The following is a 12,016-nucleotide window of genomic DNA, read 5'->3' as shown; positions in this document are numbered from 1 at the left end:
CAGTCGGTCGCCCAGCATGTCGGCCCGTCCTCATCCCGGGGTCGGCGCTACGTGACACGCACACGGCGTCTTTGCGGGCGCTCCACATGCAGTCATTGCGGGGCCCTCCTCCCCCAGACTAGTTTGGTCGCCTGCCCACCGCGCATGGCGGCGCCCGCCGTCTGGCCAGGCCCCGTAGCTCAGTTGGCAGAGCAGCTGGCTTTTAACCAGCGGGTCGTAGGTTCGAGCCCTACCGGGGTCACCCTGCGGTCACGTTCTTTATCGGCGCCTCGCGCGCACCCTGCCCGGGTGGTGAAATTGGTAGACACGCACGCTTGAGGGGCGTGTGGAGTAAAATCCGTGCTGGTTCGAGTCCAGTCCCGGGCACCCTCATCGACGCCTCCGAGTCTCCGCGACTCGGAGGCGTCGTGCGTTCAGGGCCTGCGGGACGGTGAGGGCCGGGCGCCCATCCAGGCCGCCAGCAGGCCGATCGCCGCCGCGGCGGCTCCCGTGACGACATCCCGAGTGAGCGAGGCCGCGACGAGCAGGGTGAGGGCAGTGGAAGGGAGAGGCATTCGAACAGCGTGGTGGGGGCCTTCCGACTCTCCGCGGGCTGGCTCCGCTTCCTCTCTCCAGCAATGTCAGACATCGTCTGACAGGCGCGCTCGTCAGAATCCGCGAGCGTCACGACTTCGTTCCCGCCCTCCTACCCTATCAGCCCCGCACCGCAGCGTCGGCTCGACGGACTGTCGGACAACACGCCACCGCCAGACGACGCAGCGGCCGCCCTCCGAAGAAGACGGCCGCTGCCAGAGCCTGCCGAGTGTCGGCTCGCTAACGGACCACCACGGCCTGGCGCGTCACCACCGAGCCGCCGCCCTCGAGGCGGACCATGTAGACGCCCGCGGCGAGTGAGCCGCTGTCCAGCGTCGCCTCGTGGCGGCCCGCACCCAGCGGACCGTCCACCAGCGTCGCCACCGACCGGCCGCGCACGTCGATCACCGTCAGGCGCACCGGGCCCGCCTCGGGCAGCGCAAACGACACCCGCGCCGAGCCCGTCGACGGATTCGGCGCGATGCTCGTCAGGGTCACGGTAGCCTCCGTCGCGGACGCCACGCTCGTGCCGATCCGCAGCACGAACCGGTCGGTCGCACTCGACGGGTCGGCGAGGTCGTCCGAGGGGATGACGTCGCCGAACGCCGCCACGGTGCGTGCCTCGAACGAGACGCTCGACTGGGTCCGCACGTCCACCTCGGCGCCGGTCTGGAGATCGACGAGGCTGACCGGGAGCCCGGCCGGGAGGGTCTCGGCGTCCCAGGAGAGGGTGAAGCGAGAGGCCGTGCCGCGCGCCTCGACGGCGAGCGGGATCTCGGCGGCGGCGAACGGACGGGCGTCGTAGCCGACGAACGTGTCACCCACCCGTGCGCCGAGGAGGGCGTAGGTCTCGGCGGGCACCTGGAGCTTCTCGGCGTCCTCGTCGGCGTCGAACGCCGCGCGGGCGTCGTCGGAGAACACGATCGCAAAGCCGCGGTCGGCGATGCGAGAGCCGTCGGCATCGGTGCCGTCGAGCGTGAACCGCAGCCCCGGCGGGGTGGCCTCCTCACGAGCCGCCATCCGAGCCCCAGCGACGGCCGCCGAGGCGGGGATCGTGATCGAGCGGGGGCCGTCCGGCTTGGCGCGGACGCGGAAGCCCATCCACGCCGGGATCGTCGCCGGGGCCGTCACGAAAGACTTCGCGACCGGATCGTAGGTCCAGATCGGCGCGGCGGGCGGCAGGTTGTCGCCGCCGGGCCACGTCGCGATGCCGCTCAGGTCGAGGTCCGTCCCGAACGGGTTGGCGAGGAAGGTGAACCGGTTGCCGTCCGTGGCGAGGTCCACGGTCACGTCGGCCGTGTTGGCGGGCAGATCCGTCGAGAGCGTCATCGGCAGCGGGACCGACTGGCTGATGGTCGGGTTGCCGTTGGCGTGGTCGTAGAAGCGCCAGCGGAACGCGCGGCCGAGTTCGAGGACCTCGCCGGTGCCGGTGGACGGAATCCACTTGCCGGTGGTGGCGTCGTAGGTCGTCTCCAGGTTGGGCGGGTTGGCGGAGGCGTAGTAGCCGGGGACGCCGCGGACGAGGTTCATCGCCGCGAGGTCATCGACGGTCAGGCCGGCCGACGGGGTGCCGAGGAAGCGGAAGCCCTTCGGATCGTCGATCAGGATGGACACGCCGGTGGGCGGGGGCGTCGCGAACGTCTGCCCCGTGTTGGGCTGGCCCTCGGTCGCTGCCATCGGCCCTGCCCACGTGAAGTCGTCCGAAGCGGACCCTTCGCCGACGAGTTGCAGGCTCTCCCCGACCGGCGTCGTGCTCGACTCCTGGACCCCGATGTCGACCGACACGAGGCCATCTGCCGGGCCGCCGACCGCCGTGAACGTCCCCTCGTACGAGAGGAACTGGACGACGGAGCCGGACGGGTCGACGAGCGCGATGCCGTCGGGGCCGCCGTTCTGGAGGCCGAGCGTGGCCGTCCAGGCCGTGCCGAAGCCGTTCTGCTGGTCGGCGAGCGTACCCGAGAGCGGGAACGTGTCGTAGACCGCGCCGCCGTTGCCGTTGTACAGCACGAGCGCCCAGCCGGTGAGGGCCGTGCCCGCGGGACCGGCGACCTCGATGCCCTCGCCCGCGTCCGTGCCCGTGTTGTCGTAATGGATCTCGTTGACCCAGACGGACGCGCCCGGGGTCGGCGGCGGGGGCGGCGGGGGCTCCGTCGTGGTCAGCTCGAAGGCACGGCGGGCGAGCGTCGAGTCGAGCAGGAACGGGTTCATGGTACCCTGCTGGGTCGCGATCCACTGGCCGCGGGCGTCCTCACGAGCGTCCACCGGGTCGCCGTAGTGCCACGCCAGGAGGTCCTCCGCCTGGGCCTCGAAGAAGGCATCGCCGCCTGCGGCGGAGACCTGAGAGGCGTAGATGGTGGCGAAGTAGAACGCCGACCGCGCCGCGTTGCCCTTGTGATCGTGGCGAGGCTCGAAGCGGCCCGAGAAGCCCGGCGTGGGGTTCTGCTGGTCGAGTTCGCTCCAGTCCCCGAGGCTGCTCGTCGGGATCGTCGTCTGGGTCTGGGTGCCCATCAGCCAGCGGTCGGTGTCGGCGTCCGGGATCTCCGCGAACGGGAAGTTGGCGCGGTCGCTGTTGGCCTCGATGCGCGACGGGAAGAGGTTGTTCATGTCGCCGCGCGCGGGCTCGGCGGACGCGCCGAAGGCCTGGGGCCAGTTGTGCTCGGCGTTGATGCCCTTGGCGAAGGCATCCGAAGACGGGTCGGCGCCCGGCGTCAGCTGGATGCAGAAGCGCGTGTAGACGCCGCAGAGTTCGCCGTCGGCGTTCTGCTCGTAGGCCCAGAGCAGGTCGCGGGCGGCGTTGTAGCCGGGCGTCGAGGCGGGCGTGTAGTCGGCGCGGATGGCGCTCCGGAGAGAGGCGCCGGACATCCCCGGGTAGAGGACGGTCTGGGTCTGGGCCATCGCGCAGGACGCGGTGATGGCGAGCACGGTGAACAGGCGGACGAGGCGCATCGGGGTGGGGAGGGTGCGCGGCCAAGATCGGGTGCCCGCCGTCCGTGCCGACTGCCTCACCAAAAGCGCAACATCCCGGCAACGAGGCGTTTGCGTCGGTGTCCCCCGGCCCACCTCGGGCGCCCGCTCCGCTACCCCGCTGCGGTCGTCTCGCGCGGCGGCGCCTTCGTGATCGGCTCCGCGTTGGTGCCCGGTAGCTTGACCGTGAACGTCGTCCCGACGCCCTCCTCCGTCTCGACGGTCAGCTCGCCGCCGTGGCCATGCACGATGATCTCGTAGGCGAGCGAGAGCCCGAGGCCGGTGCCCTCGCCGGTCGGCTTGGTGGTGAAGAAGGGCTCGAAGACGTGCTCCCGCGCCTCGTCCGAGATGCCGGTCCCGTTGTCGCCGATGTCGACGCGGACGCCGTCGCGGCCCCAGGGACGCGAAGTCACGGTGAGCACCGGGGCGAAGCCCTCCGCCTCCCTCGCGGCGCGTGCCCGGAGCGCCTGGAGGGCGTTGTCGAGCAGATTGAGGAAGACGCGCCCCATCTCCTCGGGCACCATCTGGACCTCCTTCACGTCGGGGTCCAGCGTGACCTGGAGGTCCACGTTGAAGCCCGAGTGCTCGGCGCGCATCCCGTGGTAGGCCAGCCCGACGTACTCCTTGAGGAGGCTGTTGACCGGCGCGGGACGGCTGGGCCCGGGCGTGGCGCGGCTGTGCGCCAGCATCGAGCGGATGATGCCGTCGGCGCGGCGCCCGTGCTCGCGGATCTTCGCCGCGTTCGAGCGGAGGTCGGCCAGCAGGTCGGCAGACTCGGCGAGCGCCTCCCCGACCGACCGCGCCTCGTCCTCCCGGATCTCCTCCTCGAACTCGTCGAGGAGCTCGCCCATCAGCTGGGCGAAGTTGTTGACGAAGTTGAGCGGGTTCTTCAGCTCGTGGGCCACGCCTGCGGTGAGTTGACCGAGCGAGGCCATCTTCTCCTGCTGGACGAGTTGCGTCTGGGCCTTTTCGAGCCGCGCGAGCGAGGCCGCGAGCTCTGACCGCTGGTCCTCGAGTTGGTCGGTCCGCGTCTCCAGCTCCTCCCGCCTGCGTTGGAGACGGTCGCGGAGGCGGGCGAGGCGGAGCGTGCCCTGGTACTGCCCCCGCCGCCCGGCGTAGAGGGCGGCGCTCATGGCCGCGCAGAGGAACGTGACCAGCAGCAGATACGACATCCGCCGGACGGCCTCCCCGGTGTCGAGCATCGAGACCTGCGCCCCGATGAACTCGACGGCGATGGTGTGGACGACCGTGATGATCACCCCCAGCATGAGCGTCTGCACCGGCTTAAAGGGCACCGTACCGACGGTGAACACGAGCAGGAGCGACAGCCAGGCGGCGAGGAAGTCGAGGTCCCACCGCTGGATGTCGGTATAGGTCAGAACGAGCGCCCCGAGCACCACGTAAGAGGCCACCAGCCAGCGGCTCAGCCGCACGCCAGGCCGGAAGCGCGCGACGCCGAGGAACACGGCCGCCACAGCGAACACGAACAGCTTCTCGGAGAGGGCCTCCCCGATGTGGCCCGTCGCCTGCCGCATCCCGTTCCCCTCCAGGATGGAGGTCACCGCCACCGACGTGCCGACGCCCAGCAGCGCCACGATGCCGAACAGGCCGCCTACCTTCAGGCCCAGCACCGAGGCGCTGTCGAGCACAGACCGGAACCGCGGGTCCCGCTCGGCGCGCGTCGGGGCGACGTAGCGCTCCCAGAGCACGCGAAGACGGACGGACGGGGACATGTGGGGAGTGTGGGGGCGCCTCCTACTCCTGGGACGAGCGTTTGTCCCCGTTCGCACGCCGCCGCGCCCGGGAGCGCTGGAACCATTTCCGGAGGCACACCTTCCTCACGCCACTCGTTTCGGTCCCTGCGCCATCCGCCTTCCCGGCCCCCCGCTCCCCGTCGACGCCGTCCTGCCCCGCCTCGGTGCGGCGCTGGCCGAGGCGGGCGCAGCCGTGCTCCAGGCGCCCACCGGCGCGGGCAAGACTACGCGCGTCCCCCTGGCCCTCCTCGGGGCCGAGGGACTCGGCGACCAGCGGATCGTGATGCTGGAGCCGCGACGCATCGCAGCCCGGGCGGCGGCACGGCGGCTGGCGAGCCAGCTCGGCGAGCGCGTCGGCGAGACGGTCGGGCTCCGGGTGCGCGGCGAAACACGCGTGTCGCGGCGGACGCGCATCGAGGTGGTGACGGAGGGCGTGCTGACGCAGCGGCTCGTCCGCGACCCCGCGCTGGAGGACGGCGGGGCGGTCGGCGTGGTGGTGTTCGACGAGGTCCACGAGCGGAGCCTCCAGAGCGACCTCGGGCTGGCGCTCTGCCTCCAGGCTCGGGCTCTGCTGCGTCCCGATCTCCACCTGCTGGCGATGAGCGCGACGCTCGACGGCGCCCGCTTCGCCGCCCTCCTGGGCGACGCGCCCGTCGTCACCAGCGAAGGCCGCACGTTCCCCGTCGAGCCGCGCTACCTGGGCCCGCCGCGGACCGACGCGCGAGGCCGTCCGCAGCGGATCGAGGACGCCGTGGCCGACGCCGTCCGCCGCGCCCTCGCCGACGAGACGGGCAGCGTGCTCGCCTTCCTGCCGGGCGCGGGTGAGATCCGGCGGACCGCCGAGCGGCTGGACGGGACCGTCCCCCGCGACGTGCGGATCGCGCCCCTCTACGGCGACCTCTCGGCGCGCGACCAGGACGCCGCCGTCGAGCCCGCGCCGCCCGGCACGCGCAAGGTGGTGCTGGCGACCAGCATCGCCGAGACGAGCCTCACCATCGAGGGCGTCCGCGTGGTGGTGGACTCTGGTCTGGCGCGGCGGCCCCGGTTCGACGCCGGGAGCGGCATGTCGCGGCTGGAGACGGTGCGCGTGAGCCGCGCCGAGGCGGACCAGCGACTCGGGCGCGCCGGGCGCACCGAGCCGGGCGTCGGCTACCGGCTCTGGGGCGAGGCCGAGCAGGCCGCCCTGCGGCCGTTCGCACCCGCCGAGATCACCCAGGCCGACCTCGCGCCGCTCGCCCTCACGCTCGCCGCCTGGGGCGCTGCGCCCGATGAACTCGACTGGCTCGACGCCCCGCCCGAGGCGGCCTTCGCCACGGCCCGCGAGCTGCTCACCGAACTGGACGCCCTCGACCCCGACGGCGCGCTGACGCCGCACGGGCGCGCGATGGCCGCCCTCCCCATGCACCCCCGCCTCGCCCACCTCGGGCTGCGCGCCCGCGACCTCGGCCGCGCCGGGCTCGGAGCCGACCTCGTGGGCCTGCTCGCCGAGCGCGACGTGTTCCGCTTCGGCGGCCGCGTGCCGGACGTGGACCTGCGGCTCCGCGTCGAGGCGATCCGCGGCGGGCATGGCGCCACGTTCCGGGGCGTCCGCCTGGACCGGGGGTCGCTGGACCGGGCGCGGCAGGAGGCCCGGCGCTGGCGGCAGGCGTGGGACGGGACCGACCGCCCCGGCGACCTCGACGCCGCCGGGGCGCTCCTCGCGCTGGCCTACCCCGACCGCGTCGCCCAGCGCGTGGCCGAGACCGCCGAGGGCGTCCGCTACCGCCTCCGCGAAGGCCGCGCGGCCCGTCTCGACCTCGACCAGTCGCTCGCCGATGCGCCCTTCCTCGCCGTCGGCGACCTGGACGACCGAACCGGCGGGGCGCGCGTCTTCCTCGCCGCGCCGCTCGACGCCGAGGAGGTCGCGTCGCTGTTCGCCGACCAGATCGTCGAGGAGGAGGTCGTCGCCTGGGACGCACGGGCCGGGCGCGTGGCCGCGACGCAGGTGCGGCGGCTCGGCGCCGTCGTCCTGGCCGAGGCGCCCATCCGCCAGCCGGCGCCGCACCTCGTCACCGCGGGGCTCGTGGAGGGCATCCGGCAGAAGGGCGCCGACGCGCTGCCGTGGACCAAGGACACGCGCCGCCTGCGCGAGCGCATGGCGTTCCTCCACCACCACCTCGGCGCCCCGTGGCCCGACGTGTCGGACGCCGCGCTCCTCGACACCCTGTCCGACTGGCTCGGCCCGTACCTCGCTGGGATGTCGCGCCTCTCCGACCTCACCCGCCTCGACCTCGGCATGGTGCTCGGCCAGCTCGGCCCGCCCGGCGCCCGAGGCGAGCTGGGTCGGCTGGCGCCGAGCCACGTGACCGTTCCCAGCGGCTCGGTCCGCCCCCTCGACTACGCCGACCCCGACGCGCCCGTGCTGGCGGTCCGCCTCCAGGAGGTGTTCGGGATGGAGACCACCCCGCGCGTGCTCGGCGGCACGCTGCCCGTCCTGATGCACCTGCTCAGCCCGGCCCAGCGGCCCGTCCAGGTCACCGCCGACCTCGCCTCGTTCTGGCGCGACGCCTACTTCGACGTGCGGAAGGACCTGCGCGGGCGCTACCCGAAGCACCACTGGCCCGAGAACCCGCTCGACGCCACGCCGACGGCCCGGGCGAAGCGGCGGAAGGGGTGAGTGCGGAGCACGCGGAGCCCTCACCTCCGGACGCCCCTCCTTCCGCACGTCCTGCACTCGGGCGATCTTCGGGCCATGCGACTTCTTCTGCTCCTCCTCCTGCTCGCCCCGGCGGCGTCCGCCAACATGGCGAACCCGGTCCAGCCGGGGACGCCCGCGGGCGAGCCGTCCGCCGCGCTCGACGGGCTCCGCATCGCCCGCGAGGCGCTCACCCTCGACCTGCGCCCGCTGGGGCTGGCGCGGCGCTACGGCATCGTCGAGGCCGAGTACCGGATCGTCAACCGGGGCGAGGCGCGGACGCTGCCGCTCGACTTCCTCGCCCTCGGCGACGACATCGGCCAGCCCGAGGTGTGGCTCGACGAGCAGCCCGTGACAGCCCGGATGGTCGACTCGCTGGCCGTGCCCGCGTCCTGGCGGAGCGCCACCCAGACGCCCGCGCTCGACGGCGACGCGGCGCCCTATGAGGCCGACGAGACCCTCGGCACGCCCACCGGCCTCCGCTTCGAGGTGACGATCCCGCCGGGCCAGCACAGCATCCGCGTGGCGTACCGGGTCCTGCTCGGGTCGTACGACTCGGGCGAGCACCCGAACCGGATCTGGCAGCTCGCCTACAGCCTAGCGCCCGCCCGCCTCTGGGCCGGGTTCGACGTGCTGGAGGTAGCCGTCCTGGCGCCGCCGGACTGGGAGGTCGCCACGTCGCTGCCGCTCCGTGAGGAAGCAGGCGCGCTGACCGGCCGCTTCCGGGGCGTCCCCGGCGACATCCTGGCCGTCTCGGTACGCGCCCCGACTCCGGCGCTCGTCGTCCCCTTTCGCATCGCCGCGCTCGTCGTGCCGATGGCTATCCTGCTGTTCATCGGATTCCTCGGCGGGCGGCTGGTGGCCCGGACCACGCGCAGCCACTGGGCAGCGCTGCCCGGGTCGTTCCTCGCGGCGGTGGTGGCGACCGTCGCCCGCATCGCGCTCGTCGCCACCGGAGCCGATCTCGGCGACTCGGCCGCCCACGGCTACGGCGCACTGATGGGCGGCATCTTCTTCGGCAGTCCGCTGACGCTCCTCGGTGGGCTGGTGATCGCGCAGGCCGTCGCCGCGTGGCAGGTGCGCGTCCGGCGGTCGGGGAGCGCGAGCAGGCGTGCCTCACACCCGTAGTTTCCGGGCCGCTCCTCCACTCCGATGGCCGACGACTCCCCGACGACCCCGCCCCGCACCGACGTGCGCGCCGGTGGCACCCTGGACTTCTCCACCGGCCCCGGTGTGCCGACGCCCGAGCCGACGCCGCGCCCGCCCGTGACGCCCGACCCGGAGGTCAAGGCCGGGCGCACGCTCGACCTGTCCGTCAAGCCCGCCGGGACGACCTCCCGCAAGCAGCCGATCCAGGACTTCGGCGGCGGCCTCGTGATGCGCGAGAAGGTCGACCTGTCGACCAAGACGGTTCCGAAGCCGGAGCCGCCCGCCTCGGCGGAAGCGTCGGCCACGCCAGAGCCCCGACCCCGTCGGGATGCGCCCCGAGGCGGGGGCGGTCGGAACGACGCACGGGGAGGCGGACGGCGCGACGACACCCGGAACCGCTCCAAGGGCGAGGCGCCCGCCTCGGCGTCCTCGTCGCTGGCGGACCTGCTGGACCCGGAGATGCTCGCGAAGCTGCGCGGGGGGTGACCCCAGCCTACGTCTTCCCCCGCTTCCAGAAGTCGCGCACCTTCGCCTCGATGGCGTCGATGCCCGGCAGCGACACCCCGCGCAGGAGCGCCTCGCGGACGATCAGCGCGCGAAGCGTCTGGTCGGCCGGAGGGAGCGGGTGGAGCGTCTGCTGGATCGGGCGGATGACGGGGCCGAGCACGGCCGCGACCAGCCCGAGGCGGAGGGCCACGAAGCCCGCCACGCCGGTCCACATGGCGGCGAGGTTGCCTGAGGACGCGAACGCGCTCAGCACGCCCACGTACAGCAGGCCCTGCACCACCGGGTGCTCCAGCACCTTCAGCGTCCCGATGAAGCCGGGGGCGACGAGGCCGGGCGCGGCGGCGCTCCACAGCGCGTAGACGAGCAGCGCGACGGCCACGGCGCCCCACCACGGGAGCGCGAACAGCAGGATCGGCAGCAGCAGCGTCGTGATCGTCTGCGGCGAGCGCAGCCAGACGCCCGCGCGCTGGAGCAGCGTCCCCAGCCCGACCGCCTCGACGACCGGGCCGGCGTACTCGCGGAGCAGCGGCTCCGTCGTCCGGTAGTGGGTGCCGTCGGCGGAGAGGAGGCCGGCGGGGGTGTCGACGTAGGCGGGTGCCTGTCGGGCGGGGCGGGACCAGGGCCAGGTCATTCGGCGGGGACGGTACGGCGGGTGCCCTCGGGGGCGATGTCGAGCGTGTCGCCCGGGGCGACGACGAAGCGGAAGCGGACGGCGTCCAGGTCGACGCCCGCGGCCTCCAGCGGCGCGGCGAGGACGCGGCGGAGCGCACGCGCCGAGTTGACGGCGGGCTGGTCGGAGTCGCGGAGGTGCTGCTCGGCCTGCTCGCGGAGCGCCGGGCGGACGCGGTGGAGCGTCTGCTCGACCGTCCGCTCGGTGATCGAGGGCGTCAGCCGGGCCTGACCGGACAGGTCGATGTCGACCTCGGCGTCCTCCAGTTCGGGCTCGACGGAGAAGACCGACAGCGGCGGCAGCACGACCTCCACGACGCCATCCTCGCGGAAGCGGATCGCGTCGGCGTCGAAGGCGTCGAGCGAGAAGCCGTAGGTCATCGTCGCCGGGACGCGGACGGTGACCTCGGCGCGGCCCGTCTCCAGGTTCAGGATGCGGAGCCGCCAGCGCCGCGCGCTCGACCCGGACAGCGTCGACGAGAGCCGACCGGTGACCACGAAGCCCTCGGCCGCCTCGGACTGGATCTGGGTCGTCACGATGCCGCGCAGTTCGTCCTCGGTCAGCACGTCCGGGAGGCCCAGCGTCCACACGGCGACCGCGCCCAGGAACGCCGCGATCAGGGCGACGGCGAGGAGCAAGCCGAGCGGGCGGCGACGGGGGGCGTCAGACATGGGCGGCGTACGACGCGCAGGCTTCAGGGTTCAGGGTCGGTACGTCTCGGCCGGGCAGCCCAGCGTCGGCGTCCCCTATCCCGCCAGCAGCACCAGCGCGACCGCGGCCAGCCCGAGGCCGACCAAGTTGCCCTGCGACAGCCGCTCGCCCCAGACGAGGCGCCCGATCAGCGCCGCGCCGAACACGATGGAGACGCTATTGGCCGGGAAGGCGACCGTCCCGTCGAGCGACTCCAGCGCCCGCAGCAGGAACTCGGCCGAGTAGTAGTTGACGATCCCCAGCCCGACGCCCCACGCCCAGGCGGCCCGGCTCGGCCAGCGGCCCGTCCGCACCCCCGTCCAGGCCACCGCGACGGCGCCGACGAGGAAGGCCACGCCGAAGACGAAGATCAGGAACGTGGCGATGGAGGTCGTTCCGCCCGCGGCGACCGAGAACGACTCCCGGAACACCTTCATGTTGACGTCCACGAGCCCGCCTGCGAGGAAGAGCAGGCCCAGCAGGCCCACCGTCCGCGCGGGCGCCTCGGCGACGGCGTGGAGCGGGTCGCCCGACGGCGCGTCCGAGGCGGGCGGGCCGAGCTTGCCGGGCGGCTCGGCGGCCGGGCGCGCGACGAGGAAGAACGCCGCGCCCGCCAGCGCCAGCCCGACGAACTGGAGCGCCGTCGGGACCTCCCCCCAGACAAGCCACGAGGCCAGGAACGGCACCACGACCGAGAGCCGCATCACGCCTGCCGAGAGCCCCATGCCGGCCTCGCGGATCGCGCGGGAGAACAGCCAGAAGCCACCGATGAACAGCACGCCCTGGCCCACACCCAGCGCGACGAGCCCCGGCGACAACGCGCCCGTCGGCTCGACGCCTTGCAGCGCGATCGCCAGCACGGCCCCGGCGAGGTAGTTGACCGTCAGCAGCGCGGTCCGGTCGAGGTCCCGGCGCTCCGCGATCTTGAACACGACCGCGATCGCGAGGCTGCAGGTGACGGCGAGGGCGAGAAAGAGCATGAGACTGCGGCGGCGTCGGCAGGCCAGCCCGGCCGACCAAAAGGGGGCGAGAGAA

At 73.5% G+C, this 12,016-nt stretch carries 9 protein-coding genes and 2 tRNA genes; 5 read left to right on the top strand and 6 right to left on the bottom strand.

Annotation, left to right across the window (positions count from 1 at the left end):
- Positions 1 to 168: 168 nt before the first annotated feature.
- Positions 169 to 241: transfer RNA gene (locus tag B1759_RS13845), tRNA-Lys, on the top strand.
- Positions 242 to 282: 41 nt separating this feature from the next.
- Positions 283 to 366: transfer RNA gene (locus tag B1759_RS13840), tRNA-Leu, on the top strand.
- A gap of 47 nt (positions 367 to 413) precedes the next feature.
- On the opposite strand, the gene B1759_RS19770 is transcribed toward B1759_RS13840, so the two are convergent.
- The 3 genes from B1759_RS19770 to B1759_RS13830 form a co-directional block, all read right to left on the bottom strand.
- Positions 414 to 554 carry a hypothetical protein gene (locus B1759_RS19770; RefSeq protein WP_158225261.1) on the bottom strand — a complete coding sequence of 47 codons (141 nt, stop codon included), beginning with the start codon at positions 552 to 554 and terminating at the stop codon, positions 414 to 416.
- A 259-nt stretch (positions 555 to 813) separates the two neighbouring features.
- Entirely contained in the window at positions 814 to 3,519 is a 2,706-nt protein-coding gene (locus B1759_RS13835; protein ID WP_095515651.1) for an endonuclease, read from the bottom strand.
- 131 nt (positions 3,520 to 3,650) lie between these two features.
- Complete coding sequence (locus B1759_RS13830) at positions 3,651 to 5,270, bottom strand: sensor histidine kinase (protein WP_095515650.1); 1,620 nt, start codon at positions 5,268 to 5,270, stop codon at positions 3,651 to 3,653.
- 133 nt (positions 5,271 to 5,403) lie between these two features.
- Between B1759_RS13830 and hrpB the strand changes: the two genes are divergently transcribed.
- The 3 genes from hrpB to B1759_RS13815 all read left to right on the top strand — a co-directional run bounded on the left by hrpB (position 5,404) and on the right by B1759_RS13815 (position 9,600).
- Entirely contained in the window at positions 5,404 to 7,947 is a 2,544-nt protein-coding gene (gene hrpB / locus B1759_RS13825; RefSeq protein ID WP_369811378.1) for an ATP-dependent helicase HrpB, read from the top strand.
- Positions 7,948 to 8,022: 75 nt separating this feature from the next.
- Positions 8,023 to 9,093, top strand: coding sequence for a hypothetical protein (locus B1759_RS13820; protein ID WP_095515648.1), 1,071 nt, complete (start codon positions 8,023 to 8,025; stop codon positions 9,091 to 9,093).
- Positions 9,094 to 9,117: 24 nt separating this feature from the next.
- Positions 9,118 to 9,600 carry a hypothetical protein gene (locus B1759_RS13815; protein WP_095515647.1) on the top strand — a complete coding sequence of 161 codons (483 nt, stop codon included), beginning with the start codon at positions 9,118 to 9,120 and terminating at the stop codon, positions 9,598 to 9,600.
- 7 nt (positions 9,601 to 9,607) lie between these two features.
- Here B1759_RS13815 and B1759_RS13810 read toward each other — a convergent pair whose 3' ends face one another.
- The 3 genes from B1759_RS13810 to B1759_RS13800 form a co-directional block, all read right to left on the bottom strand.
- The gene (locus B1759_RS13810; protein WP_095515646.1) at positions 9,608 to 10,252 is read right to left on the bottom strand and encodes a hypothetical protein; all 645 of its coding nucleotides are present in this window, start codon (positions 10,250 to 10,252) and stop codon (positions 9,608 to 9,610) included.
- A complete protein-coding gene (locus B1759_RS13805; RefSeq protein ID WP_095515645.1) occupies positions 10,249 to 10,962 on the bottom strand; it encodes a DUF4230 domain-containing protein in 714 nt (237 codons plus the stop codon). The genes B1759_RS13810 and B1759_RS13805 overlap by 4 nt, the downstream gene beginning before the upstream one ends.
- Before the next feature lie 75 nt (positions 10,963 to 11,037).
- Entirely contained in the window at positions 11,038 to 11,961 is a 924-nt protein-coding gene (locus tag B1759_RS13800) for an EamA family transporter (RefSeq protein WP_095515644.1), read from the bottom strand.
- Between the last annotated feature and the right edge of the window lie 55 nt (positions 11,962 to 12,016).

This window comes from Rubrivirga sp. SAORIC476, from assembly GCF_002283555.1.
Taxonomy (GTDB): domain Bacteria; phylum Bacteroidota; class Rhodothermia; order Rhodothermales; family Rubricoccaceae; genus Rubrivirga.
The sequence above is the reverse complement of the archived record's forward strand: the minus strand, read 5'-3'. Positions and strand labels throughout refer to the sequence as shown.